Annotated in this window: 23 protein-coding genes; 11 read left to right on the plus strand and 12 right to left on the minus strand. The window is 61.5% G+C overall.

Annotated features, from left to right (window positions below; translation table 11 throughout):
• Positions 1 to 118: 118 nt before the first annotated feature.
• A complete protein-coding gene (miaB, locus tag AEQ63_RS15920; protein ID WP_064364064.1) occupies positions 119 to 1,447 on the minus strand; it encodes a tRNA (N6-isopentenyl adenosine(37)-C2)-methylthiotransferase MiaB in 1,329 nt (442 codons plus the stop codon).
• A 132-nt stretch (positions 1,448 to 1,579) separates the two neighbouring features.
• Here miaB and AEQ63_RS15925 point away from each other — a divergent pair, with 132 nt between their 5' ends.
• Positions 1,580 to 1,909 (plus strand): DUF1820 family protein, encoded by a 330-nt coding sequence (locus tag AEQ63_RS15925; RefSeq protein WP_016773045.1) that lies wholly within the window; start codon positions 1,580 to 1,582, stop codon positions 1,907 to 1,909.
• Positions 1,910 to 2,074: 165 nt separating this feature from the next.
• Here AEQ63_RS15925 and AEQ63_RS15930 read toward each other — a convergent pair whose 3' ends face one another.
• The 4 genes from AEQ63_RS15930 to AEQ63_RS15945 all read right to left on the minus strand — a co-directional run bounded on the left by AEQ63_RS15930 (position 2,075) and on the right by AEQ63_RS15945 (position 5,592).
• On the minus strand, positions 2,075 to 2,629 hold the full coding sequence (locus AEQ63_RS15930) for a tetratricopeptide repeat protein (protein ID WP_064364065.1): 555 nt from the start codon (positions 2,627 to 2,629) through the stop codon (positions 2,075 to 2,077).
• 224 nt (positions 2,630 to 2,853) lie between these two features.
• On the minus strand, positions 2,854 to 4,137 hold the full coding sequence (hemL, locus tag AEQ63_RS15935; RefSeq protein WP_042610565.1) for a glutamate-1-semialdehyde 2,1-aminomutase: 1,284 nt from the start codon (positions 4,135 to 4,137) through the stop codon (positions 2,854 to 2,856).
• Positions 4,138 to 4,152: 15 nt separating this feature from the next.
• Positions 4,153 to 4,776, minus strand: a complete 624-nt coding sequence (thiE, locus tag AEQ63_RS15940) for a thiamine phosphate synthase (RefSeq protein ID WP_042610564.1) — start codon at positions 4,774 to 4,776, stop codon at positions 4,153 to 4,155.
• Between the two features lie 18 nt (positions 4,777 to 4,794).
• Positions 4,795 to 5,592 (minus strand): hydroxymethylpyrimidine/phosphomethylpyrimidine kinase, encoded by a 798-nt coding sequence (locus AEQ63_RS15945; protein ID WP_064364151.1) that lies wholly within the window; start codon positions 5,590 to 5,592, stop codon positions 4,795 to 4,797.
• 440 nt (positions 5,593 to 6,032) lie between these two features.
• On the opposite strand from AEQ63_RS15945, the gene AEQ63_RS15950 reads away from it, so the two are divergent.
• The 4 genes from AEQ63_RS15950 (at position 6,033) to AEQ63_RS15965 (ending at position 12,515) form a co-directional block, all read left to right on the plus strand.
• Entirely contained in the window at positions 6,033 to 8,384 is a 2,352-nt protein-coding gene (locus AEQ63_RS15950) for a hybrid sensor histidine kinase/response regulator (RefSeq protein WP_064364066.1), read from the plus strand.
• A gap of 95 nt (positions 8,385 to 8,479) precedes the next feature.
• Positions 8,480 to 10,129, plus strand: coding sequence for an acyl-CoA dehydrogenase family protein (locus tag AEQ63_RS15955; RefSeq protein ID WP_064364067.1), 1,650 nt, complete (start codon positions 8,480 to 8,482; stop codon positions 10,127 to 10,129).
• Between the two features lie 178 nt (positions 10,130 to 10,307).
• Positions 10,308 to 11,807 carry an AMP nucleosidase gene (gene amn / locus AEQ63_RS15960; protein WP_161806087.1) on the plus strand — a complete coding sequence of 500 codons (1,500 nt, stop codon included), beginning with the start codon at positions 10,308 to 10,310 and terminating at the stop codon, positions 11,805 to 11,807.
• Positions 11,808 to 11,879: 72 nt separating this feature from the next.
• Positions 11,880 to 12,515 (plus strand): pseudouridine synthase, encoded by a 636-nt coding sequence (locus tag AEQ63_RS15965; RefSeq protein ID WP_064364068.1) that lies wholly within the window; start codon positions 11,880 to 11,882, stop codon positions 12,513 to 12,515.
• Here AEQ63_RS15965 and AEQ63_RS15970 read toward each other — a convergent pair.
• The gene (locus AEQ63_RS15970; RefSeq protein WP_042610560.1) at positions 12,510 to 12,719 is read right to left on the minus strand and encodes a DUF2788 domain-containing protein; all 210 of its coding nucleotides are present in this window, start codon (positions 12,717 to 12,719) and stop codon (positions 12,510 to 12,512) included. The two genes, AEQ63_RS15965 and AEQ63_RS15970, sit on opposite strands and share 6 nt — an antisense overlap.
• 266 nt (positions 12,720 to 12,985) lie before the next feature.
• Positions 12,986 to 13,465, minus strand: coding sequence for an Lrp/AsnC family transcriptional regulator (locus tag AEQ63_RS15975; RefSeq protein WP_007909658.1), 480 nt, complete (start codon positions 13,463 to 13,465; stop codon positions 12,986 to 12,988).
• Positions 13,466 to 13,915: 450 nt separating this feature from the next.
• Between AEQ63_RS15975 and AEQ63_RS15980 the strand changes: the two genes are divergently transcribed.
• Complete coding sequence (locus tag AEQ63_RS15980) at positions 13,916 to 14,860, plus strand: DUF6515 family protein (RefSeq protein ID WP_064364069.1); 945 nt, start codon at positions 13,916 to 13,918, stop codon at positions 14,858 to 14,860.
• Here AEQ63_RS15980 and AEQ63_RS15985 read toward each other — a convergent pair.
• The gene (locus AEQ63_RS15985) at positions 14,854 to 15,750 is read right to left on the minus strand and encodes a cation diffusion facilitator family transporter (protein WP_064364070.1); all 897 of its coding nucleotides are present in this window, start codon (positions 15,748 to 15,750) and stop codon (positions 14,854 to 14,856) included. The two genes, AEQ63_RS15980 and AEQ63_RS15985, sit on opposite strands and share 7 nt — an antisense overlap.
• A gap of 13 nt (positions 15,751 to 15,763) precedes the next feature.
• Positions 15,764 to 16,183 (minus strand): hypothetical protein, encoded by a 420-nt coding sequence (locus tag AEQ63_RS15990; protein ID WP_042610556.1) that lies wholly within the window; start codon positions 16,181 to 16,183, stop codon positions 15,764 to 15,766.
• Positions 16,184 to 16,293: 110 nt separating this feature from the next.
• Between AEQ63_RS15990 and hrpB the strand changes: the two genes are divergently transcribed.
• From hrpB to AEQ63_RS16005, 3 genes are all read left to right on the plus strand, one after another.
• Complete coding sequence (hrpB, locus tag AEQ63_RS15995; RefSeq protein WP_064364071.1) at positions 16,294 to 18,813, plus strand: ATP-dependent helicase HrpB; 2,520 nt, start codon at positions 16,294 to 16,296, stop codon at positions 18,811 to 18,813.
• Between the two features lie 129 nt (positions 18,814 to 18,942).
• The gene (locus AEQ63_RS16000) at positions 18,943 to 19,515 is read left to right on the plus strand and encodes a hypothetical protein (protein ID WP_064364072.1); all 573 of its coding nucleotides are present in this window, start codon (positions 18,943 to 18,945) and stop codon (positions 19,513 to 19,515) included.
• A 13-nt stretch (positions 19,516 to 19,528) separates the two neighbouring features.
• A complete protein-coding gene (locus tag AEQ63_RS16005; protein WP_064364073.1) occupies positions 19,529 to 19,954 on the plus strand; it encodes a hypothetical protein in 426 nt (141 codons plus the stop codon).
• Between the two features lie 12 nt (positions 19,955 to 19,966).
• On the opposite strand, the gene AEQ63_RS16010 is transcribed toward AEQ63_RS16005, so the two are convergent.
• The 3 genes from AEQ63_RS16010 to AEQ63_RS16020 all read right to left on the minus strand — a co-directional run bounded on the left by AEQ63_RS16010 (position 19,967) and on the right by AEQ63_RS16020 (position 22,769).
• Positions 19,967 to 20,887, minus strand: coding sequence for a hypothetical protein (locus tag AEQ63_RS16010; protein ID WP_064364074.1), 921 nt, complete (start codon positions 20,885 to 20,887; stop codon positions 19,967 to 19,969).
• Between the two features lie 52 nt (positions 20,888 to 20,939).
• On the minus strand, positions 20,940 to 22,019 hold the full coding sequence (locus AEQ63_RS16015; protein ID WP_064364075.1) for an endonuclease/exonuclease/phosphatase family protein: 1,080 nt from the start codon (positions 22,017 to 22,019) through the stop codon (positions 20,940 to 20,942).
• A gap of 75 nt (positions 22,020 to 22,094) precedes the next feature.
• Positions 22,095 to 22,769 (minus strand): YciC family protein, encoded by a 675-nt coding sequence (locus tag AEQ63_RS16020; RefSeq protein ID WP_016773061.1) that lies wholly within the window; start codon positions 22,767 to 22,769, stop codon positions 22,095 to 22,097.
• 177 nt (positions 22,770 to 22,946) lie between these two features.
• On the opposite strand from AEQ63_RS16020, the gene AEQ63_RS16025 reads away from it, so the two are divergent.
• A complete protein-coding gene (locus AEQ63_RS16025; protein ID WP_064364076.1) occupies positions 22,947 to 23,705 on the plus strand; it encodes a DUF2076 domain-containing protein in 759 nt (252 codons plus the stop codon).
• 208 nt (positions 23,706 to 23,913) lie between these two features.
• Positions 23,914 to 24,393: a LabA-like NYN domain-containing protein gene (locus AEQ63_RS16030; protein ID WP_016773064.1), complete on the plus strand. Its 480-nt coding sequence runs from the start codon at positions 23,914 to 23,916 to the stop codon at positions 24,391 to 24,393.
• Positions 24,394 to 24,407 lie beyond the last annotated feature (14 nt).

The following is a 24,407-nucleotide window of genomic DNA, read 5'->3' on the forward strand; positions in this document are numbered from 1 at the left end:
GGGTGCGAAAGCTCTTAAATATTCTCGGCGTCGAGACCGTCAAGATCGCAGCCTTCGGCAGCTCCTACAGAGGAATGTAATCCATGTAGGAGCTGCCGAAGGCTGCGATCTTTTGCATTTACTGGATCAGCGAGCCGCGCAGCGAGTGCGGTTGCGCCGCGTCGATGTGCACGTCGGCGAACTGGCCGATCAGGGTCGGATTGTCGCAGCGGAAGTTGACGATACGATTATTCTCGGTACGGCCTTGCAGCTCGCCCGGGTCTTTCTTCGAATAATCGGTCACCAGAATGCGCTGGATCGAACCGACCATTTGTCGGCTGATCTCGAAGCCTTGCTGGTTCAAGCGATGTTGCAGCGCATTCAGACGTTCTTTTTTCAATTCTTCCGGGGTGTCATCGGCCAGATCGGCGGCGGGCGTGCCCGGGCGCTGGCTGTAAACGAAGGAGTAGGAGAAATCGAAGCCGACATCTGCAATCAGCTTCATGGTCTGTTCGAAGTCTTTTTCGGTTTCGCCGGGGAAGCCGACGATGAAGTCCGAGCTGATGCAGATTCCCGGCACGGCCGCGCGCAGTTTGCGCAGCTTGGATTTGTACTCCAGCGCCGTGTGGTTGCGCTTCATCGCCGCGAGGATCCGGTCCGAGCCCGACTGCACCGGCAAGTGCAGGTGCTTGACCAGTTCCGGCACTTCGGCGTGGGCCTGGATCAGGCTGTCGGAGAACTCCAGCGGATGTGACGTGGTGTAGCGGATGCGGTCGATGCCATCGACAGCGGCGACCACACGAATCAGCTCAGCCAGATCGGCCAGGCGACCGTCGTGAGTCGAGCCGCGATAGCCGTTGACGTTCTGCCCCAGCAAGGTCACTTCGCGCACGCCGTTTTCGGCAAGGTGAATGATTTCCGCAATCACGTCGTCGAACGGCCGGCTGACCTCTTCACCACGGGTGTACGGCACTACGCAGAACGTGCAGTACTTGCTGCAACCTTCCATGACCGACACATAGGCACTCGGGCCGTCGATGCGTGGCTCGGGCAGGTGGTCGAATTTTTCGATTTCCGGGAACGAGACATCGACCTGCGGCAGCTTGCTGCTGCGCGCGGCGTCGATCATCTCGGGCAGACGGTGCAGGGTCTGGGGGCCGAACACCACGTCAACATACGGAGCGCGATCGCGGATCGCCGCGCCTTCCTGACTGGCCACGCAACCGCCGACGGCGATGACCATGTCCGGGTTGGCCAGCTTCAGTTCGCGCCAGCGGCCGAGCTGCGAGTACACGCGATCCTGCGCGCGTTCGCGGATCGAGCAGGTGTTGAGCAGAATCACGTCGGCGTCTTCCGCGCGGGCGGTGACTTCCAGGGCCTGATGTTCGCCCAGCAGATCGACCATGCGCGAGCTGTCGTACTCGTTCATCTGGCAACCGTGGGTTTCGATGTATAGCTTCTTGGCCATGGATTCGGGTCGTCACGTGATTCAAAGAACCGCGCATTATAGGGAACAAGCCGTCAGGTTCCTACCGCTGTGCGTCCGGTGGCTATGCTATAGTTCGCGCCCTCATTTTTACCCCGATGTTATCCGCCCGCCATGACCAAACGCGAAGCTCCAATCTACAAGGTGATTTTCCTCAACCAGGGCCAGGTGTTCGAAATGTACGCCAAGCAGATCTATCAAAGTGATCTGTGGGGTTTCCTGGAAGTTGAAGAATTCGTCTTTGGCGAGCGCACGCAGATGGTCGTCGATCCGAGCGAAGAAAAGCTCAAGGCGCAATTCGAAGGCGTGGTGCGCAGCTTTGTGCCGATGCATTCGATTGTGCGCATCGACGAAGTGGAACGTCTGGGCACGCCGAAAATCAGCGAAGCCCGCGGCGCGGTCGGCAATGTCATGCCGTTTCCGATGCCGATGCCTGAGAAGTAAAAACAGATTCAAAGCTGGAATGATGTTGTGGCGAGGGAGCTTGCTCCCGTACGACTGCGCAGCAGTCGTCAGGCCAGAAAATGCATTGTGTCAGCCAGATCGGGATTGCAGGGTTTAGGGCTGCTTCGCACCCCGGCGGGGGCAAGCTCCCTCGCCACAGGGGGCTTACGGAAGAGGTGAAAACGGCGTACGCCCATCGGCGCTCTGCAGTTCCATGAGGTATTTGCGGAAGATCTGTCCGAGCACCTGGGTGGCGGTTTCCAGATCTTCGCGGGACATCTTTTCCGAAACTTCGTCGGCCGTGTCCAATGCCTCTTCGGCACCGTTGACCGCCGCCATCTTCAGCACGATGTACGCCTGGATATTGTTGGCCTGCACGCCTTCACCATGGAAAAACATGCTGCCGAGCTTGAATTGCGCCTGGGCGTGGCCTTGCAACGAGGCCTTTTCGAAATAGCTCAGGGCTTGATTGAGGTCGCGCGGCGCGTTCTTGCCGTCGTAGTAGAACTCACCCAACTCGTACTGCGCTTGCGCATCCCCTTCATCCGCCGCTTTCTGGCAGGCGGCCAATGCCTGCGTGACGTCTTGCGGCTGAGTATTGAGGGTGCAACGACCCATCGCCGGGATCAACAACGAGTTGCCGCCTGCTTGTGCATGCGCGAGCAGGGGCTGAAGGAGCAACAGGCAGCCCAATGCAAGGGTGCGGCCGGTGCGGTTCATGGGAATCGACTTACCTCTGAAGGGCACGCGGACCCGTCGAGGGATCCAATAAGCGCGCATTATGAAATAAGCAGGGCCAACCTTACAAAGTCTTTACTCGTTTTTCTGCTGCGTGGGGAATATATCGCCCGATTCGGGCAGGATTTGCGCAGGCACGTCGGAAAAACCGAGGCTATGTAGGTGAAAGCTGACGCTGGCCATAGCCAACGTCAGCGGTGTGGCGATTATTTCAATGCGGCGAAGGCGCGCTCGGCAGCGTCCAGCGTCAGTTGCAACTCGGCTTCGCCATGGGCGATCGAGGTGAAACCGGCTTCGAACGCACTCGGCGCCAGGTACACGCCACCTTCCAGCATCAGGTGGAAGAAGCGACCGAACAGGGCCGCGTCGCTGGCCATCACGTCGTCGAAAGTGACGATGTCGTCGGCCCCACTGAAATACAGGCCAAACATGCCGCCGGCCTGAGTGGTCACGAACGGAATGCCCGCAGCATCGGCGCGTTCTTGCAGGCCATCGAGCAGGCGCGTGGTGTAGTCGGTCAATTCGGCGTGGAAACCCGGGCGGCTGATCAAACGCAGAGTCGTCAGGCCGGCCGCCATCGCCAGCGGATTACCCGACAGCGTACCTGCCTGATACACCGGCCCCAGCGGGGCGATGCGCTGCATGATCTCGCGCTTGCCACCGAAGCAGCCCACCGGCATGCCGCCGCCGATGATCTTGCCGAAGGTGGTCAGGTCTGGCGTCACGCCGTAGTGCGCCTGGGCACCGCCGAGGGCGACGCGGAAACCGGTCATCACTTCGTCGAAGATCAGCACCACGCCGTGCTTGTCGCAAAGCGAACGCAGGCCTTCGAGAAAGCCCGGCGCTGGCGGCACGCAGTTCATGTTGCCAGCCACTGGCTCAACGATGATGCACGCCACCTCCTCACCCACTTCGGCGAGCATCGCTTCAACCGCGTCGATGTCGTTGAACGGCAGGGTCAGGGTGTGTTTGGCGAACGCTGCCGGCACGCCGGCCGAGCTCGGTACGCCCTGGGTCAGTGCGCCGGAACCGGCCTTGACCAGCAGGCTGTCGGAGTGGCCGTGGTAGCAGCCTTCGAACTTGATGATGCTGTCGCGGCCGGTGAAACCACGGGCCAGACGGATCGCACTCATGGTCGCTTCGGTGCCGGAGCTGACCATGCGCACCATGTCCATCGACGGCACCAGCGAGCAGACCAGATCGGCCATCTCGGTTTCCATCGAGGTCGGCGCGCCATAGGACAGGCCGTGTTGCAGCTGATTGCGCACCGCATCGAGCACGTCCGGATGGCTGTGGCCAAGGATCATCGGACCCCACGACCCAACATAATCCACATAACGCTTGTCGTCTTCGTCGGTGACGTAAGCGCCTTCAGCGTGTTTGAAGAACAGCGGGGTGCCGCCGACGCTCTTGAACGCGCGAACCGGCGAGTTGACGCCACCGGGAATGTGTTTCTGAGCATTGGCAAACAGGGTTTCGGAACGAGACATGATCGGGCTCTCAAATCAGATTTTCAGAAGTTCGTTGAAGGCGCGGGCGCGGCGGGTCACTTCAGCACTGCTGTCAGCACCGAACAGGCCATGGACCACGGCGAGCAGATCGACACCGTGCTCGACCAGCGGCGCGGCGTTATCGAGGGTGATGCCGCCAATCGCGCAGATCGGCAAGTGCAGCTTGCGTTTGGCTTCGTCGAGCAGGTCGAGGCTGCAACTCGGCGCACCGGGTTTGGTGGTGGAATTGAAGAAGCGGCCGAAGGCGACGTAACTCGCGCCTTCTTTGGCGGCTTGTTCGGCCAGGGCGATCTGCCCGTGGCAGGTCGAACCGATGATGGCTTTCGAACCGAGCAGGGCGCGGGTCGGCGACAGCGGGCCGTCGGTCTGGCCGAGATGCACGCCGACGTTGAGGCGCGCGGCCAGTTCGGCGTCGTCGTTGATGATCAGCTGAGTCTTGTAACGTTCGCACAGATTGCGCAGCGCTTCGGCCTCGCGCAGACGGCGGGCCTCGTCGCTACTCTTGTCGCGGTATTGCAGCAGGGTGACGCCGCCTTCCAGCGCCGCCTCCACGTAAGACAGAAACTTGCCGGCCAGCAACTGGCTGTCGGTGATGGCATACAGGCCACGGAGTTTCATCGGGCAGACCTCACGACGTTACGAGCAGAAATCCAGTGGCAGACGGCGCGGCACGAACTGGCCTTTGCCCAGTTGTTCGGCGTCGCGCAGGGTCCGCCAGGTGTAATCCAGCGCAGTGCGCACGGCACTGGCCAAGTGTTCGCCCTGGGCCAGTCGACCGGCGAGGGCGCTGGCCAGGGTGCAACCGGAGCCGTGATAGCTGCCCGGCAGGCGCTGGCAGATAAAGGTTTCGCGCAGACCGTCGCGGCTGTACACGCGGTTGTGGATCTCGGTTTCGTCGCCGTGGCCGCCGGTGATCAGCAGGTTCTTGACGAACGGCAGGAGTTTTTCTGCGCATTCGTCGGCAGTGCCGTCAGGCAATTCGGCGAGGATCCGCGCTTCAGGAAGATTGGGCGTGGCAATGATCGACAGCGGCAGCAGACGCTCGCGCATCGCGTAGCCGACCTCGTCCTTGCCCAGGCGTCCGCCGCCACCGGCTCGCAGCACCGGGTCGCAGACCACCGGCAAGTGCGGGTGCGCCGAGAGCAGCTCGACGACGGTGTCGACCATTTCCAGCGAACCGAGCATGCCCAGTTTCACCGCCGCGACTTCGGAGTCGTTGAGCACGGCATTGGCCTGGGCCAGCACCCACTCACGGTCGAGGACGCGAAAGTCAGTGACGTTGACGGTGTCTTGCACGGTCAGGGCGGTGACGGCCGGAGCCGCGTGGCAACCCTGCGCGAGCAGGGCTTCGATATCTGCCTGCAAGCCGGCGCCACCACTGGGGTCGTGGCCGGAGAGACAGAGGACAACGGGGCGGGAGCTGTAGATATTCATGGTGCGCGAGCTTACCACCAAAGCTGATTTGCGGGTTCACTCCTGACTGCGTTTGCGAGCAGATTGTCGGACAACACTGCAGCTACCATTGTGGCGAGGGAGCTTGCTCCCGCTGGGTTGCGCAGCAGCCCCCTGCATTTATTCAGGCGCAGCGCATTTACAGGTTTTACGACTGCTGCGCAGCCGAGCGGGAGCAAGCTCCCTCGCCACAAAAGCGGATCGCATTGATCTTCCTGACCAATGCAACAGCTCTAGGCCGCTGCTTTGCTCTGGAACGCCCGTTCTAGAGCCGTTGTAGGAAAAATTTCCATGGTGCTTAATGGCCATCAACGGCTATGCTAGGCTGGATCCAAACAATCACAGGTAATACCGGTTTTACGTCTACTCAAAGGGAATGGGGGGCTTCCTGACACAACCGGACGAGCCACGCTGGGGCTTCAATGCGCTATTTGCTGATGTTGCTGTTCTGCTTGCCCCTCATGGCGAGCGCTGTCGAATTCGACGAATTCACCCAGAGCCTGCCGCTGGGCCGATCGCTGCAAGTGTTCGAAGACCCGAGCGGTCAGGCGACGATTGCCGACGTCCGTGCGCAAGATGCCGCCGGCCAGTTCAAAACCCACGATAAAGCCACGCTCAATGCCGGTTACTCGCGTTCGGCGTTCTGGCTGAAGATCGATCTGCATTACCGTCCGAGCAATCCGGCCGCCCAGCGCACCTGGCTGCTGGAGCTGGCGTATCCGCCGCTCGATCACCTCGATCTCTATTTGCCCGACGCCAGCGGCTCATACCGACTGGTGCGCCAGACCGGCGATGCCTTGCCTTTCGCCAGTCGCGAGATCCGCCAGAACAATTACCTGTTCGACCTGCCGTTCAAACCGAACCAACAACAGACGCTGTATCTGCGACTGGCCAGCGAAGGCTCGATCCAGGCGCCGGTAACGTTGTGGTCAAGTACCGCGTACCTGGAAGACCAACCGGTGCGCCTGTATGTGCTCGGCATTATTTATGGCGTGCTGCTGGGGATGCTGGTCTACAACCTGTTCATCTACCTGAGCGTGCGCGACACCAGTTATCTCTATTACATCTTCTACATCGGCTCGTTCGGCCTTTATCAGTTGTCGGTAAACGGTGCAGCGGTCGAGTATTTCTGGCCGGACAACCCATGGTGGGCCAACGCTGCGACGCCGTTCTTCATTGGATGCGCCGGACTGTTCGGCAGCCAGTTCGCCCGCAGTTTCCTGCAGACCAAAACCCACAGCCCTTGGCTGGATCGTTTGCTGATCGGTCTGATTGCCTTCAGTGCAATGGTGATCGGTCTGTCGCTGATGACCAGTTACGCCCTGGCCCTGCGCCTGGCGACCACACTGGCGCTGACCTTCACCGTGGTGATCTTCGCCGCCGGGATCCTCGCCTGGTGGCGCGGCTTGCGCGTGGCGCGTTATTTCATCATCGCCTGGTCGGCATTCCTGCTCGGCGGCATCGTCAATACGCTGATGGTGCTGGGCCTGCTGCCCAACGTGTTCCTGACCATGTACGCCAGCCAGATCGGCTCGGCGATCGAGGTCGCGCTGCTGTCGCTGGCGCTGGCCGATCGCATCAACGCCATGCGCGAACAACAGGCGCAGACCTTGTACGACGCCGGGCAGAAGCTCGAGGTGCTCAACCAGCAACTGGCCCACAGCAACAAGCTCAAGGATGAATTCCTCGCCACCCTGACCCATGAACTGCGTACGCCGATGAACGGGGTGATCGGTTCGCTGGAGCTGATGCAGACCGTCGACCTCGATCCCGAACTGGAGCAGTACCAGCAGACTGCCGCCGGATCCGCCCGCGACATGATGCGCATGGTCAATGGCATCCTCACCCTGACTGAATTGCAGGCCGGCAAGCTCAAGGCCACGCCGGGCAGTTTCAGCCTGCGCGCAGTGGTCGAAGCGCTGCGCGTGCAGTTCGAGGGAAATGCGGCGAGCAAGTCGCTGGACTTCAAGGTCGACGTGCTGCCGATCCTGCCGGATCGCTTGCTTGGCGACAGCGCGAAACTGGCGCAGTGCCTGGAATGCCTGTTGGACAACGCCATCAAGTTCACCCGTGTCGGCGGCCTTGCGCTACGCGTCACCGGGCGGCCGTCGATGGATAACCGCATGGCGCTGTCATTCGCGGTGATCGACACCGGCATCGGTTTCACCGATCTCGGCGAGGCGACCCTGTATCAGCGCTTCTTCCAGCTCGACGGTTCGATGACTCGCGAATACGGCGGCCTGGGAGTGGGTCTGGCGATCTGTCGGCAACTGGTCGAATTGCTCGACGGCAAACTCACCCACCGCTCCGAGCCCGGACGCGGTAGCCGTTTCCAGCTCGATGTCGAATTCGAGCTGCCGGTTATCGAAGCTCCTGCGGATCAGCCGCCCCGCGATTGCATTCGTGCGCCGCAGGATTGCACGGTGCTGCTGGTGGATGACAACAGCGTGAATCAACTGGTGATGCGCGGCATGTTGCTCAAGCTCGGTTTCCGCGTGCGCAGCGCTGACAACGGCGCCGCCGCGCTGGACTGCCTGCAACGGGAAAGCTTCGATGCGGTGTTGATCGAATGCCAATTGCCCAGCCATGAAGGCGCCTCGTTGTGCTGCCAGATCCATGCGCTGCCGGGCTGTGCGCACCTGCCGGTATTCATGCTGGCGTTGACCGCTGACCGCGAACACTGCACCCCGGGCGCGGCCATCGACTATCTGCCCAAACCGGTGAAATTCGAGGATCTGCAGGCTGCGTTGCAGCGCCGCGTGCTCAGCTGTTGAGGGGGTAAAAGCGCCGCAAAAACGGCGCGTATGACACTTTGTTCAAAAAAGCACCAGTGCTTAACTGGTGCCATTGCTGAACAAGGAGCGCCGCCATGAACCTGCATCAGTTCGCCGAAACCCATGAAGTCACCAACCAGCCACCGTCGCTGGACGGCACCAACCTGTACCGCATCGATCTGCCGCTGCAGGAGTGGTCGCGGCGTTTTGGCGCCGGTTGGGCCGAGTCGCGGATCGATGCCTATGGCGCACTGGCGGGTGGGCCTTTGATGGAGGCGGGGTTTCTCGCCAACCAGAACAAACCGGTATTTGCCAGCCATGATCGCTACGGTCATCGCATTGATCTGGTCGAGTTTCATCCGGCTTATCACGAACTCATGCGCACCGCGATCGAACATGGCCTGACCTCGCTGCCGTGGGCGCACCCGCAGGACGGCGCCCATGTCGCCCGCGCGTCGATGACTTATCTGCACAGCCAGGCTGAAGCGGGCAGTGGGTGCCCGTTGACCATGACCTTCGCCAGCGTGCCGGCCCTGCGCTTGCAGCCGGACCTGGCTGAACAGTGGCTGCCCAAAGTCCTCGCCACCGAATACGATCCGCGTAACGTCGGCATGGCGCACAAGGCCGGCGTGACCATCGGCATGGCGATGACCGAGAAGCAGGGCGGCACCGACGTCCGCGCCAATACCACCAAGGCTTATCCGGTCGGCGCCAGCGGCCCGGGGCAGGCGTACGAACTGGTCGGGCACAAGTGGTTCTGTTCGGCGCCGATGTGCGACGCCTTCCTCACGCTGGCGCAGACCGACAAGGGCTTGAGCTGCTTCCTCCTCCCTCGTCATCGCCCGGACGACACGCGCAATCAGTTCTACATCCAGCGTCTGAAAAACAAACTCGGCAACCAGTCCAACGCCTCCAGCGAAGTGGAATTTCGTGGCGCACTGGCGTGGATGGTCGGCGAAGAAGGGCGCGGCGTGCCGACCATTATCGAGATGGTGGCGATGACCCGTTTCGATTGCATGGTCGGTTCCAGTTCGCTGATGCGCCAGGCGCTGACCCAGGCCAGCCATCACTGCGCTCATCGCAAGGTCGGCGGCAAATTGCTCAGCGAGCAGCCGCTGATGCAAAACGTGCTGGCGGATCTGGCCTTGGAAAGCGAAGCCGCGCTGGCCCTGAGTCTGCGCATGGGCAGGGCGCTGGATAACCTGAATGTTCGCCACGAAGCGCAGTTCGCGCGGCTGGTGACGGCGGTGGGCAAATACTGGATCTGCAAACGCGCGCCGGGGATGATCAACGAAGCCGCCGAATGCATGGGCGGCGCCGGCTACGTCGAAGACAGCATCCTGCCGCGCCTGTACCGCGAAGCGCCGGTGAATTCGACGTGGGAAGGTTCGGGGAACGTGCAGTGTCTTGACGTGCTGCGCGCATTGTCGAAAGAGCCGGGCGTGCTGGATGTGCTGTTCAGCGAACTGGGCGACGGCCATGGCGACAAGCGTCTGGCTGCGCATATCCAGCAGTTGCAGGCGCAATTCAAGGATACCGGTGATATTCAGTACCGGGCGCGGCAGTTGACCGAAGACATCGCGCTTGGGTTGCAGGCCAAGCTTTTGTTGGAGGCGGGGAATTCAACCCTCAGCGATGCCTTCATTGCCAGTCGCCTGAGCGGTGGAGGCCGCGTCTACGGCGCATTGCCCCGTGGGCTGGACGTCGAAGCCATCGTCGCCCGCTCGACTCCACAGCTTTTCTGACCCCACGAAACCCTTGTAGGAGTGAGCCTGCTCGCGATAGCGGTGCATCAGTCGATGCAAATGTCGACCGGTAGACCGCTATCGCGAGCGGGCTCACTCCTACAGGGATCGTATGTGACCGACATAATGTGCGGTTGCCAACATGCCACTGTTCCCGTGCGACCACGATGCAGGCAAGATGAAGCTCTGCAAGTCAGAACACAGGAAGCTGATCGTGACCGAAGCGTTTATTGTCGTTCAAACCGCCGAACAAGCCGTGGATCGTCTGGCCGAGCTGCATGAGCGGGCCACCACTGCGCTGAATTCTGCCCTCAAGCGTTACCTCAAGGACCGCGTCGAACCCGACGCCGAACAGCGTGCCCTGTTTCGCTATCCCGAACTGCGTCTGACCTATCACTGCCAGGGCGAAGTGCCGCAGACCACCCGCGCTTACGCCAAAGTGCAGTTGCCGGGCACTTACAGCGTCACCGTCACCCACCCGGCGGCGTTTCGCAAATACCTGCTCGAACAACTGACACCGTTGATGCACGACTTCACCGTGACCGTCGAAGTCGGCGTCAGCCAGCAGAACATTCCGTATCCGTATGTGGTCGAGCAGGGCGATGAACTGGCCGGTTCCGGCGTCACCGCCGCCGTGCTGGCGCGGGTGTTCCCGAGTACCGATCTGTCCGCTGCCACTGATGGCATTGCTGACGGCCTCTACGACTGGGAAAACACCGATCCGCTGCCGCTGGCGCTGTTCGATGCCGCGCGGGTCGACTTCTCCCTGCGCCGTCTGGTGCATTACACCGGCAGTGACTGGCGCCATGTGCAGCCGTGGATTCTGCTGACCAACTATCACCGCTACGTCGACCAGTTCATCGTTCATGGCCTGGAGCAACTGCGCAATGACCCGCGATTCGTGCGCATGGTCCTGCCGGGCAACGTGATCATCGAGAAGAGCATGGATCACGGCGAAGCGTCAGCCATCGCCGCCGGTGTGGTCTGGCACCGTTACCAGATGCCGGCCTATCACCTGATCGCCAACGACGGCCACGGCGTCACGCTGGTGAACATCGGCGTCGGCCCGTCCAACGCCAAGAACATCACCGACCACCTCGCCGTGCTGCGTCCGCATTGCTGGCTGATGATCGGCCACTGCGGCGGCCTGCGTCAGTCGCAGACCATCGGCGACTACGTGCTGGCCCACGCTTATATGCGTCGCGACGGCATTCTCGACCGCGTGGTGCCGCCGAACATTCCGATCCCGGCCCTGGCCGAAGTGCAGCTTGCCCTGCAGCAGGCAGCGGCGAATGTTACCGGCGAGAAGGGCGACGACCTGAAGAAACGCCTGCGCACCGGCACGGTTCTGACCTATGACGACCGTAACTGGGAACTGCGCTGGGCGCAGGAGCGGCCGTTGATCAACCTGTCCCGCGCGGTCGCAGTGGACATGGAAAGCGGCACGATCGCAGCGCAAGGTTATCGCCTGCGAGTGCCGTACGGCACGCTGCTCTGCGTCTCGGACAAACCGCTGCACAGCGAAATCAAATTGCCGGGCTCGGCCAACGCCTTCTATGAGCGTGCGGTCAGCCAGCATTTGAAGATCGGTATCGAAGCGGTGGATCTGCTGCGCACTGAACTCAACTCGCTGCACTCGCGCAAACTGCGCAGCTTCGACGAACCGCCGTTCCGCTAACGGTTATTCGTGGTCATTTGGCGGTCAGGGCACTAGCATTAACAGCCCTGATCGTTAGATGTCCTGTTCGCCATGTCCCGTCCTCCACGTCCACCTTCGCGCCGTCCCGGTGTGAAACCGCAATCGTCCTCGCCACGCCGTGTCGCAAAAGCGCCGCCGGCCGAGCCGAAACTGATCCTGTTCAACAAACCTTTCGACGTGCTGACGCAGTTCAGCGACGGTGAAGGGCGGGCGACGCTCAAGGATTACATCGATGTGCCGGGGATTTATCCGGCCGGACGTCTGGATCGCGACAGCGAAGGTTTATTGCTGCTGACCAACGACGGTCAGTTGCAGGCGCGCATCGCCGATCCGAAACACAAACTGGCGAAGACCTATTGGGTGCAGGTGGAGGGCGAACCGACGGCCGAGCAGTTGCAGCGCCTGCGTGATGGCGTTGAGCTGAATGACGGCATGACTTTGCCGGCCGAAGCGCGGCAGCTGGACGAGCCTGAGTTGTGGCCGCGCAATCCGCCGGTGCGCTTTCGTAAAAGCGTGCCGACGAGCTGGCTGGAACTGGTGATTCGCGAAGGACGCAACCGTCAGGTGCGGCGCATGACCGCGGCGGTCGGGTTGCCGACGTTGCGCCTGGTGCGGGTCAGGATTGGTGACTGGACGATTGAAGGGCTGGATCAGGGCCAGTGGCAGCAAGTGCCGGCGCGCTTATAAAGCGCCGGATTCGATCAGGCCGATCACTACGCTTTTGATGATGAACGCGGCCACGCCCAGCCCCAGCACGAAAAACAGAATCAACGAGCCAAAGCGCCCGGCCTTGGACTTCTTCGCCAGATCCCAGACGATGAAACCCATGAAAATGATCAGGATGCTGACCAGACCGGTCATCATCCACTCTTCAAATACGGCTGGATCCATTGGGTTTCTCCGGCATGGGCGCGGCTAAAAGGGCGCGGCGAGTATACGTCAAGGTGTGTGGGGTGGCATTGATCTGGGTCTGATCTGACGACTGACCCTCACCCTAACCCTCTCCCGGAGGGAGAGGGGACTGACCGAGGTGTCTGGCGTCTTACATCGACCTGAAATATCGAGTCGATTATGGATTCACAACAGAACTTTCAGGTCGGCGTACTTCTAGAGCATCTCTCGGTCGGCTCCCTCTCCCTCCGGGAGAGGGCTTTTGATCAGCTACGCAAATGAGTCAACGGCAATTCAGTGCTGTTCAAAACCTGGTTCAGCACAAAACTCGAGCGCACGCTGGTGACTCCTTCAATCCGGGTCAGATGCCCCAGCAGCAACTTCTGATAGTGATCCATATCCGGCACCACCACTTTCAACTGGTAATCGGCATCCACCCCGGTCACCAGACTGCACTCCAACACCTGCGGCAACGTGCGAATCGCCGCTTCGAAATTCTCGAAGCGTTCCGGCGTATGCCGGTCCATGCCGATCAGCACATACGCCGTCAGGCTCAAGCCGAGCATCTTGCGATCGAGCAACGCCACCTGACGGGAGATATAGCCGTCGTCCTCCAGTTGCTTGACCCGGCGCGAGCAGGGCGAGGGCGACAGACCGATGCGCTCGGCCAGTTCCTGGTTGGAGATACGGGCGTCACGCTGCAATTCCGCCAAAATGCTCAGGTCGTACCGGTCGAGTTTGCTCATCAATCTGTCCTTGGTTGTAACTATTGCGGCAGATTATCTATCCAGGGTTAAAAATTGCGCAAGCAGTGTTTAATTGAGCAATTTTCGCAATCATCTGTCGCGGCCTCAGGCCTATTCTTATCACCAGAATCACTGCTCGGTAACACAGTCCACGCGGTCCGCCCAATCAGGCCCGCCGCGGCCACCACCCCCACCGGGGATGTGCCGGCCCCCGAGCTGCACACTGTCCAGAAGACGGCGTGAGGTGAGCCGACGTCAAAAGCGTCGAGCCAGGACGAAGTTCTCTAGAAGGGAGGCCGACGGGTCTCCCTTTTTTCTTGCCTGCGATTTCATCTTGGCGCCTCAATAAATAAGTCCCGCGACTGATAACCTGTTGCAGAACCCGGTAGGCCAGTTTCGAGTCTCAGCAACAGGCCCTCCCAACGACAGGCTCCCGCAGTGAGGAAAAGCATGAATTCGCGCATCTGGCGTCTGGCCGGTGTTGGTTTGCTGTGTGTGGGTGTCGGTGCGCAAGCGCTGGCGGATGAGCCGCAGAATCGCGGGCCGGGCAACGGGCCGCAGAACGACGGGATCATCCGTGGCGACAACAGCCGTCAGTTCGAACACAACGGCCAGCCGCCCGACAATGACGGGCAATGGCAGAACCGCAACCGTGCCGATGATCGTCCGCAACCGCCTCGGCAACCGGGCAACAACTTGCCGATCCAGCCGCGACCCGACGCCGTGCGCCAGACGCAGGAGCCGCGTCAGGGTTACTACCGCGACGAGCGCCCGCAGAACGGTTATCACAATCAGCAATGGCAGACGCGGCCACGTCCCGATGACAACCGCTGGCCGGGTCGTCCGAACGGTCATGGCAATGGCTGGGGCCCCGGCCCGCAGTATCGACCGGGTCATGTAATCGACCGCTTCCCGGATCGCGATTACCGCGTGCCGTATCGCGGTCAGGATTACTTCTATTCCGGCGGCTACTGGTACCGCCCGCAAGGCCCGCGCTACATCGTCGTGCAGCCACCGCGCGGGATCCGCATCCAGTATTTGCCGGATTACGCCCGTGAGGTGTGGATCGGTGGTTCGCTGCTGTTCCTCGCCGCCGGCTCGTATTACGCCTATCAGGCGGCGACGCAGGATTACGTGGTGGTCGAGCCGCCGCTGCAGCAACAGCCGCAACCGCAACCGCAATCCCAAGGCTATGACGTCGAAGCCTACCCGGCCAACGGCCAGTCGCCGCAGCAAGTGCAGCAGGACGGTTATCAGTGCTATCAGTACGCCGTGCAGCAAAGCGGTTTCGACCCGCGCACCGCGACGTATCAACCCGCGCCCGAGGTGGTTCAGGCTTATCGCCAGGCGCAGGGCAACTGCCTGAGCAGTCGCGGTTACCAAGTCAATTATTGAGTGCGGGCGGCGAGCACCACCTCCTGTGGGTCGGCGTGCACCAGCACTTCGGCCTTCGGATAAGCCCTGTGAATCGCCGCTGCCGCTTGATCGCTGATGCCATGGGCGACTGACAGGGTCAGTTCGCCCGGCAGTTCCAGATGCAATTGTACGAACCAGTGATTGCCGGAAATCCGCGTGCGCAGGTCATGTGCGCCGAGCACGCCCGGCACGCTGCAGGCCAGTTCGAGCATGTGCTGGCTGACATCGGTCGGCAGTTCTTCGTCCATCAACACCGAAAAACTCTCGCGGGCAATCTGGATCGCGCTCCAGAAAATATACGCAGCGATCCCCAGGCCGAACCACGCATCCAGTTGCGCGAAACCCATTCCGGCCAGCACCAGCGCGATCAGGATGCTGCCGTTGAGCAGCAGGTCCGAACGGTAATGCAGCGAGTCGGCGCGTACGGCGTTGGAGCCGGTCTGTTTGATCACCCGATGCTGCAACATCAGCAGCGCCGCCGTCAGCAGCAGCGAAAACACGATCACACCGATGCTCAGCCACGGCGCGCCAAGCGGCTCCGGCGTCTGCAAGCGCTGGTAAGCCTGGAACGCGATCAACACCGCACTGCCACCGATGAACAACGCCTGCGCCATGCCCGCCAGCGACTCGGCTTTGCCGTGCCCATAACGGTGATCGTCATCCGCCGGGCGCAGCGCGTAATGCACCGCCAGCAGATTGAGCATCGAGGTGACGCCATCCAGCGCCGAGTCGGTGAGGCCGGCAAGCATGCTCACCGATCCGCTGAGCCACCAGGCAATGGCCTTGGCGACGATCAACGTGCAGGCGACCGCCACCGAAGCGCGGGTCGCCAGCCGCAGAAGACGGGCGTGTTCGGGGCTGGAGGTCATTGAACGTCCTTTTTCAGGCGGCCGGTTGCAGGCCGAACATCGCCAGTTGCTGAGTGCTGCCCTTGTGCTGAATCAGACGCGGGTCGTCGAGAGGAAAGTCTTTACCCAGTTCGCTCTCAAGAATCGCCTGCAACTTGTGATTGTCGACCTGCCCGTCCGGGCCGATGGCTTGCTTGAGCTTGGCCGGATCGATCTGCGCGGTGTGGCCCGGTTCGAAATAGATCGCCCCGGTGGCGAAGTCGACGGCAAACGCGATCAGCCCGGGAATGATGTAGAACAGCAGGCCGACGGCATCGAGCACGGCAATCGCCGGGTCGATCTTGCCGTCGATCTGGCCACGGCGGTCCGGGTAGAAGATCGAACCGCACGCCGACAGTTGCGTGAGCAGGGTGGCAACCAGAACACCGCCAATCAGGCGAGAGGGTAAGCGCATGGAAATGTCTCCTGAGTCATCAAATAACGAAGCTTCGTCTTGTGAAGTTAAGACCCTGACGAACGTCAGACAGTTCGTCGTTATACTCGCGGCTCTGTTTGGGAGCCAGCATGATTTCTTTGCCGATCGACGATGTTTTACCCGCCCTGCGTGAAGCCCTCGCGTCTCGCCACGAAGCCGTGCTCGAAGCACCGCCCGGCGCCGGTAAAACCACCCGCGTGCCCTTGGCCTTGCTCAATGAAGCCTGGCTGGCCGGGCAGACCATCGTCATGCTTGAGCCTCGGCGTCTGGCTGCGCGGGCGGCGGCGGAGCGTTTGGCCAGCGAGCTCGGCGAACAGGTCGGTGAAACCGTCGGTTATCGCATCCGCCTCGACAGCAAGGTCGGCCCGAAGACGCGTATCGAGGTAGTCACCGAAGGCATCCTCACCCGGCGCTTGCAGGACGACCCGGCGCTGGACGGCGTGGGCCTGCTGATCTTCGACGAATTTCATGAACGCAGTCTCGACGCCGATCTGGCGCTGGCCCTCAGTCTGAACGGTCGCGAGCTGTTTCGCGCTGAACAGCCGCTGAAGATTCTGCTGATGTCGGCCACTCTCGAAGGCGAGCGCCTTTCCGGCTTGCTTGATGACGCGCCGATTCTGCGCAGCGAAGGGCGCATGTTCCCGGTGACGATGCGCTGGGGCCGGCCGTTTCAGCCGGGTGAATACATCGATCAGCGCGTCACGCAAACCGTGCTTGAGGCGCTGCACGACGAGGCCGGCAGCCTGTTGGTGTTCCTGCCCGGGCAAGCAGAGATCCGTCGCGTGCATCAGCAATTGGCCGACGCCATTGGCGAGCGCATAGACGTCTTGCTGTGCCCGCTGCACGGCGAACTCGACCTCAATGCGCAACGCGCGGCGATCGATCCGGCGCCGTCCGGTCAGCGCAAAGTGGTGCTGGCGACCAACATTGCCGAGACCAGCCTGACCATCAACGGCGTGCGCGTGGTCATCGATGCCGGACTGGCGCGCGTGCCGCGTTTCGACCCGGGCAGCGGCATGACCCGTCTCGACACGCAACGAATCTCCAAGGCCAGCGCCACCCAGCGTGCCGGCCGCGCCGGGCGTTTGGAGCCGGGCGTGTGTTATCGCCTGTGGTCGCAGGATCAGCATGAACAACTCGCGGCTTATGGCAGCGCGGAAATTCTCTCGGCGGATCTGGCCAGCCTCGCTTTGCAACTGGGGCGCTGGGGCGTCACGCCGAGCGAACTGGTCTGGCTCGACGTGCCGCCTGCCGCCGCGTATGCCCAGGCGCAGGATCTGCTGCAACGGCTCGGCGCCTTGCACCGCGACACGCTGACGACCCACGGCCAGGCCATGGCTGAACTGCCAGCCCATCCACGCATCGCGCACTTGTTATTGCGCGGTCAGGCGCTGGGCCTGGCGGCGATGGCCTGCGATGTGGCGGCACTGCTCGGCGAGCGCGATATCCTGCGCGGCGCAGGTGCGGATTTGCACAGCCGATTGGTCCTGCTTTCCGGCGAAGAGCGCGCCGGTCGAGGTGCGCAGGGCGGGGTGCAACGCGCCCGGCAACTGGCCCGGCAGTATCGCGGCTACCTGCGTGGCAAGCCGAGCGAACCGGTAAACGAGCCCGAGCATCCGCGCTGGCTCGGCGCACTGCTGGCGCTGGCCTACCCGGATCGCGTCGCTCAGCAACGGCGCGCCGGTGGTGCCGAATACCGTTTGGCCAACGGTCGCGCTGCGCTGTTCGCCGAGGCCGACAGCCTGATGAAGCATGAGTGGATCGTCATCGCCGACCTCGGAAGCCGTCAGGGCCAGCGCGAAGAACGCATTTATCTGGCGGCGGATTTCGATCCGGCACTGTTCGATTCGGTGCTCGCCGAACAAGTGCGCAGTGTCGATCAGCTGGATTGGGATGAGCGCGAAGGCGTGCTGCGCGCCGAGCGTCAGCGCAAGGTCGGCGAGCTGATTCTCAGCCGTGAACCGTTGATCGGTCTTGATGAAAACGCACGCAGTCAGGCCCTGGTCAATCTGGTCCGGCGCAAGGGGCTGGAGTTGCTGCCCTGGACGCCGGAACTGCGCCAGTGGCAGGCGCGGGTGGCGCTGTTGCGCCAGCTCGATCTGAGCACTCAGGACGACAGCCAGTGGCCGGATGTCAGCGATGCGGCGCTGCTCGATTCGCTGGAAAACTGGTTGATGCCGTATCTGGGCAAGGTCTCGCGGCTCAGCCATTTCGCCAACCTCGATCTGTCGAGCATCGTGCGCAACCTGCTGCCGTGGCCGCTGCCACACAAGCTCGACGAACTGGCACCGCATCATTTGAGCGTGCCGTCGGGCTCATCGATTCGACTGGATTACAGCGAACAGCCACCGATTCTCGCGGTACGTATGCAAGAGCTGTTCGGCTTGGCTGATACGCCACGGATTGCCGGCGGCCGGCAAGTGGTCAAGCTGCATCTGCTCTCGCCAGCGCGGCGCCCGGTGCAGGTCACTCAGGATCTGGCCAACTTCTGGCGCAGCACCTATGCCGAGGTGAAGAAGGATCTGAAGGGACGTTATCCGAAGCACTATTGGCCGGATGATCCCTTGGTCGCCGAAGCCACCGCACGGGCAAAACCACGGGGCACCTGACCTGCAATGGCAGCGCGCCATTAGCCCATCCGTGCTAATTGCCCTCGTTAGTTCAGGCTCCCAAAATCGCGGCCTGAACAATAACAAGTGTTGCTGCCTGCAACTTGTGCCCAAGGAACGGAACTGCCCATGACCTCTTTCTTCAAGTTCAAGAAGTTGATCTTCTTGTCGGCTGCGCTATTGGCCGCCTCCAGTTCGGCCATGGCCGAGGAGCCCAATCCGATTGGCGACTGGTGGATTATCTACGGCAACGGCGTGCCCCAAAAAAACATCATGTACATAGCGGACGCGACGTCGGTGGTGCCTTCGCAGAAAACCAAAGGCGCGACCATGGTCGCGGTGACCCTGGTTTATGAAGAGCCCGGCAAACCGATGATCGACGTCTACAACCTCGAAGCCCAGTGCTCTACCGGCAAGGTTCGGTTTATCAATGGCCAGTCCATCGAGCGTCTCGCTTACACCATGCGTCATCTGAAAGTTGCCAACCAATGGCAGACCCCGAAAGAGTTCTGGGTCCAGCAGGCGCTGAAGTTTGCCTGCGCGCCGGGCAGTCGCGCGAAAAACGACATGGCCGCCGTGGGCAAGATGGAATACCTGCAGATGATCGAAATGCTGCAGCAGATGTTCTTCAAGCTCGCGCCGATTCAGCAAAAGAGCCAGATGATGGACAACATCGACAGTCTGCTCGAACTCAAGAAATAAGCCGGGGCGTCAAATGACTTACACACGTTTATGGTTGGCAACCCTGTTGGCGGGGTTGCTGTTGAGCGGCTGTTCCACCATTGCGCAGAACCGCTGGGAAGGCCGCGATCTTCAGGAAGCACTGGACCTGTTCGGCACTCCCGATTCGATGAAAAAGGAAATCGGCGCGAACGGCGAACCTTTGGCTGTGCTGACCTGGTACAAGTCCGCGAGCTGGACCACCACCGAAGCGGCCGGTACTTCAATGAACCATACCGGCAATGGCATGGTGTACACCGAGCACTACCAACAGGTCGGTCATAGTTCTACCTGCAAGTTGCAGGCGAAGATCAATCAGCAGAAGAAGATCGCCCAGTTCCTGATCGAAGACGGGCGAATACTGCACGGCAAGTGCGCCAACGTCCGCTATGTTCCGGGCTACGTTCCGCCGGGGTTTTGAGCCGATCGCAGGCTATCTCGATGCGAACACAGTCTCGGTCCAGCCCTGCAAAGTGTATTTGCGATAGATCGGCGCGGGGATATCGGCGTATGGGGCAGAGACGAACGACTCCGGAATCACCGGGTCGGCTTCGTCGATCACCAGTATGTTCGCCGGGTTGTAGAAGTCGTAATCCAGCACATGCCTGTTGGTGGTAATGACTTTCTTGCGCGCGGCCATGGCTTCGAAAAAGCGGAAGCTCAAACCGGCCTGGCCGGGCTTGGAAATGTCGAGAATGATGCGCGAACGCTTCACCAGTTCGCCAACTGATTCGAGTGACATCCGCTGCTCGAAAAAGGTGATTCCCGGATGCGCGCCGGGAATCGGTTTGCACTGCACCAGAAATTTGTAATCGGTCACACCCAATTGATCGAATGCTCTGGCCAGACCTTCCAGCGCGGGCACTCGATCTTTCCCCGCCATCACCACAAAAGCGGAATATTCGCCGGGATCGCCATCGGCGACATAGTCGTCGTAAATAAAATTGTGCAGTTTTTTCAGACCGTATTGCTCGGCATTCTCCGGGTCGAACGAAAACACCTCGTCGTACACGGCCAGCGCCTCACGGCTCATGGGCCAGCGACTGAAGCTGTCGTAGAGGTAGGCAATCCTGCGTTCGCTTGCGCTCAGCGCTGTCGTCAGTTGCTTGGGCTCGATTTGCGCCGGGTTGATGATCAGGGCAACGTCGAAGCGCCCCCCAGCCGCCACGGCCTTGCTGAACTGGCGCAACTGCGCCCAGCGATTGAGCGGGCGCCGCAAGATCTTCGGTGCGCGGTCGAAGGGTTTCGCCAGCGCAGCAGTGTCGATGAAGCAAACCTGGTCGGCGATACTCAAGTGCTCCGCGAGTTTGCGTGCGTAGCCACCGATGTCCTTGCATACCAATAAAATCTTCATGCTTTTCCATGTCTTGAATTCGGCGCGGTCGGGCCGTGGATTACCGATTGAGCTAGGGCGCCGCTGGCAGCAGGAACCGCGCAATCACGGGTAAGTGGTCGGAGATGCGCAGGGTATCGTCCTGCCGTACTTGCGCTTCCACGCGCTTGAGTCTGGGGCTGTAGAACAGATAATCGACCGTGCGATCCGGGCCGTTGAGGCCGGGGTCGTTGGGGTAATGGGTGAGCCATCTGGCCCGGTCGATGCCGCCGGCTTCGTTGTTGGTCGGGATCATCGGGTACTTGTCCCACAGCAAGTGCAGTTCGCTGTCGGCGGAGTAGGGCGTGCGGCGCTCGACGGGCAGGCGCCGGTACTGGCCCAGCGGCAACAGATTGAAATCACCACCGATCAGCCAGGGCAGGCCTTGGCTTTCGTATTTGTCGAGCACTTTGGCTACGGCGGCCACCTGCGCCTGCAAGTTGCCGTCCGGCTGGCTGGCGCGCTGCAAATGGGTGTTGAACACGGTCAGTTGTCCGCCATCGCTGAGCGGCAGTTTGACTGCCAGCAAGGCGTCTTTGGGCTGGAACTGACGGCTGATGAAGTTGCTCGGGGCGACCGGCAGTTGCAGGCGCTCGGCGTGTTCGATGCGATAGCGACTCAACGTCGCCAACTGGCGGCCGACGCTGCCGTAGATATGGGGCTCGGGGACGAAATCGGCTTTCCAGTCGAAGGCGCTGGCACTGCACGGATACAGGTCGGCGACGCGTTCCTGCAACAGCTTGAGCTGATTCTGGTAATCGCTGGCCTTGGCACCGTCGTCGAGTTCCTGCAACAGCACCACATCGGGTTGTTCGTCGCGAATCACCCGCGCCACTTCGTCGAGACTGAAGGCCATGTCTTCCAGCGTCGGCGCGTCGTCGTCGCCCTGCGCCAGATCATTCCAGAACACGTAGCGCTTGCCGGCGAGGAACTGCACGTTCCAGGTCATGACTTTCAACGCTTGCCCGGGCACTAGCGTCGGCGCCGTGGTGCTGCAATTGACCGGCAGGGTTTCGCGGGCGTCCGGGCGCCAGGTCAGGCTGAACAGCAGCACGCCGAACAGGACGACGGCGAAGATGACGAGCAACAGGGTGTAGCGCAGCAGACGGGTCATGGCTCGGCTTATAGCGTTACAGAAAGTGGCTCCGAGCATACCTGACGGCAGCGGCGAAGCCCAAGCACGGCGCGGTCAGACTGCTCCGTTACGTTTGTCAGGCAATTCGCTGATCAGCATGAACAGGCGGAACAGCACGACGCTGGTGAACAGTTGCAGGAAGCTGTGGGCGCTGTCGATCAGCCCGGCGATCAGCGGATTCTGCGGCTCGGGGTAGACCGCCAGCGTCGCGCCCTTGAGCAGCCACAGCGGCGTCATCACACAGAGAATGCACAGCAGGATGCGCCAGAAATGCCCGCGGGTCAGACGCAGACTTTCCTTCATCGCCTGCAACGGCCCGAGGCCACGCAGCACAAGCAGGTATTCGGCGAACGCGAGCATGACCATCAGCATCAGGCCCGGCAGGAAGTACAGCGACAGGCCGAGCAGAATCAGCAGGGTATTGAGCGCGGTCAGCACGGCGAAGCGCGGCCACAGGGTTGCAGCCATCGCCAGCAGGTCGCGGTTGCGCGGCGACTCGCCACGGCTGCGTGCATCGAGAAACAGAATCAGCGCGGCGGTGTACAGCGGATATACCAGGAGGCCGACGATGATGCTGACCCCGGCAAAGGTGTCCGGCCCGGTGGCGTGATCGACCGCCTGCTGCAGGAAGGCTTCGACAATCACCAGCGGCAGGCACAACTGCACGATGCTGCCCAGATGGCGTTTGAAAAAATACAAAGAGTCGCGCAGTACTTCGAGGGCATTCATCAGTCGGTATCGCAGGTCGAAAACAGTGGCTCACTTTAACCGATGCAACGCGGGCCGACACAAACGTAAACATTCGGTAAAGGCCATTGAAACGTTTTGTCACTGTCTCCATTACAGGAGAGCACCACACCCGGAGTGGGCGTGGGCACGTTATTACCGGCAATCTACGAGGTCGCCATGAACAGCGAAGAGCAAACCCTGATCGATGGACTGTTTTCCCGGCTGCAGCAGGCCGAAACGGAGGCAGCCCCGCGCGACGCCCAGGCCGAGGCGCGGATCAAGGAACACCTGACACGCCAACCGGCGGCAGGCTATTTCATGACCCAGGCGATTCTGGTGCAAGAGGCCGCGCTGAAAAGCCTCGACGAGCAGAACAAACAGCTGACCCAGCAGGTCCAGCGTCTGCAGGCCGAGTTGCAATCGGCCAAAGCGCAGAGCGGCGCTCCGGCAGCGAGCGGCGGCGGTGGGTTTCTGTCGAGTATCTTTGGCGGCGGCAGTTCGCGTCCGGCGCCGAGCCAGAGCGCAGCACCGTCGCCCAACGGCGGCTGGCGCGAACCGGCGCCGCAGCAGAGCTACCAGGCGCCGGCACCGCAACAGAGCTTCGGTGCCGCGCCGAGCAACTATGCCCAGCAAGCGGCTCCCGCAGCCAACAGCTTCCTCGGTGGCGCTCTGAAAACCGCCGCGGGCGTGGCCGGCGGTGTAATGCTGGCGCAGGGCATCAGCAGCCTGTTCCACCACAACCAGCAACCGGAAGAAATCGTCGAGATCATCAAGGAAGAACCGGCGCAGGTCGCCGACCAGAGCAACAGTGGCTGGGGCGATGATCAGCGCGTGGCGGACAATGGCTTTTCCGGCAATGACCAGAACGGTTTCAGCGACGCCGATTACAGCGATGACAATTCATCGTTCTTCGATGACGACGACTCCTTCGTCTGACCAACGGTTAGCATCGACCGGGGTGGCGAGGGGGCGTGCCCCCGCCGGGGCGCCTAGCGGCCCTTTCCTTTGAAAAGAGGGGCCTGCTGCGCAGTCCCGCGGGAGCAAGCTCCCTCGCCACACTGCTATTTACTGGCATACTGGGCGCCTTTTTCGGGCCTGAACGCCTGACCCCGCTTCGTGCGCTTGCGCGCTCACAGGAACTCCGGTGAAAAAAATCGCAGTGTTCGCCGATGTGCAGAACCTCTACTACACCGTGCGTCAGGCCTATGGTTGTCACTTCAACTACGCCGCACTGTGGGCGGACATCAGCAAGAACGGGCAAATCGTCGAGGCCTACGCCTACGCGATCGACCGAGGCGACAGCAAGCAGCAGCAGTTCCAGCAGATCCTGCGCAACCTCGGCTTCACCGTGAAGCTCAAGCCCTACATCCAGCGCAGCGACGGCTCGGCCAAGGGTGACTGGGACGTGGGCATTACCCTGGACATCATGGACGCCGCCGACCATGTCGACGAAGTGGTGCTGGCCTCCGGTGACGGCGATTTCGACATGCTGCTCGAACGCATCATCAACAAACACGGCGTGCAAGCGGTGGCCTACGGCGTCCCTGGCCTGACCGCCAACTCGCTGATCCGCGCCGCCAGCCGCTACGTGCCGATCGAAGGCGCGCTGCTGTTGAAGAACTGAGCTGAACCATTGAT

This window comes from Pseudomonas sp. RIT-PI-o, assembly GCF_001297215.1.
Taxonomy (GTDB): Bacteria; Pseudomonadota; Gammaproteobacteria; order Pseudomonadales; family Pseudomonadaceae; genus Aquipseudomonas; species Aquipseudomonas moraviensis_A.

Coding starts and splice junctions, on each gene's coding strand:
- miaB (WP_064364064.1), bottom strand. CDS start 1,447: ATGGCCAAGAAGCTATACATCGAAACCCACGGTTGCCAGATGAACGAG.
- AEQ63_RS15925 (WP_016773045.1), top strand. CDS start 1,580: ATGACCAAACGCGAAGCTCCAATCTACAAGGTGATTTTCCTCAACCAG.
- AEQ63_RS15930 (WP_064364065.1), bottom strand. CDS start 2,629: ATGAACCGCACCGGCCGCACCCTTGCATTGGGCTGCCTGTTGCTCCTT.
- hemL (WP_042610565.1), bottom strand. CDS start 4,137: ATGTCTCGTTCCGAAACCCTGTTTGCCAATGCTCAGAAACACATTCCC.
- thiE (WP_042610564.1), bottom strand. CDS start 4,776: ATGAAACTCCGTGGCCTGTATGCCATCACCGACAGCCAGTTGCTGGCC.
- AEQ63_RS15945 (WP_064364151.1), bottom strand. CDS start 5,592: ATGAATATCTACAGCTCCCGCCCCGTTGTCCTCTGTCTCTCCGGCCAC.
- AEQ63_RS15950 (WP_064364066.1), top strand. CDS start 6,033: ATGCGCTATTTGCTGATGTTGCTGTTCTGCTTGCCCCTCATGGCGAGC.
- AEQ63_RS15955 (WP_064364067.1), top strand. CDS start 8,480: ATGAACCTGCATCAGTTCGCCGAAACCCATGAAGTCACCAACCAGCCA.
- amn (WP_161806087.1), top strand. CDS start 10,308: ATGAAGCTCTGCAAGTCAGAACACAGGAAGCTGATCGTGACCGAAGCG.
- AEQ63_RS15965 (WP_064364068.1), top strand. CDS start 11,880: ATGTCCCGTCCTCCACGTCCACCTTCGCGCCGTCCCGGTGTGAAACCG.
- AEQ63_RS15970 (WP_042610560.1), bottom strand. CDS start 12,719: ATGGATCCAGCCGTATTTGAAGAGTGGATGATGACCGGTCTGGTCAGC.
- AEQ63_RS15975 (WP_007909658.1), bottom strand. CDS start 13,465: ATGAGCAAACTCGACCGGTACGACCTGAGCATTTTGGCGGAATTGCAG.
- AEQ63_RS15980 (WP_064364069.1), top strand. CDS start 13,916: ATGAATTCGCGCATCTGGCGTCTGGCCGGTGTTGGTTTGCTGTGTGTG.
- AEQ63_RS15985 (WP_064364070.1), bottom strand. CDS start 15,750: ATGACCTCCAGCCCCGAACACGCCCGTCTTCTGCGGCTGGCGACCCGC.
- AEQ63_RS15990 (WP_042610556.1), bottom strand. CDS start 16,183: ATGCGCTTACCCTCTCGCCTGATTGGCGGTGTTCTGGTTGCCACCCTG.
- hrpB (WP_064364071.1), top strand. CDS start 16,294: ATGATTTCTTTGCCGATCGACGATGTTTTACCCGCCCTGCGTGAAGCC.
- AEQ63_RS16000 (WP_064364072.1), top strand. CDS start 18,943: ATGACCTCTTTCTTCAAGTTCAAGAAGTTGATCTTCTTGTCGGCTGCG.
- AEQ63_RS16005 (WP_064364073.1), top strand. CDS start 19,529: ATGACTTACACACGTTTATGGTTGGCAACCCTGTTGGCGGGGTTGCTG.
- AEQ63_RS16010 (WP_064364074.1), bottom strand. CDS start 20,887: ATGAAGATTTTATTGGTATGCAAGGACATCGGTGGCTACGCACGCAAA.
- AEQ63_RS16015 (WP_064364075.1), bottom strand. CDS start 22,019: ATGACCCGTCTGCTGCGCTACACCCTGTTGCTCGTCATCTTCGCCGTC.
- AEQ63_RS16020 (WP_016773061.1), bottom strand. CDS start 22,769: ATGAATGCCCTCGAAGTACTGCGCGACTCTTTGTATTTTTTCAAACGC.
- AEQ63_RS16025 (WP_064364076.1), top strand. CDS start 22,947: ATGAACAGCGAAGAGCAAACCCTGATCGATGGACTGTTTTCCCGGCTG.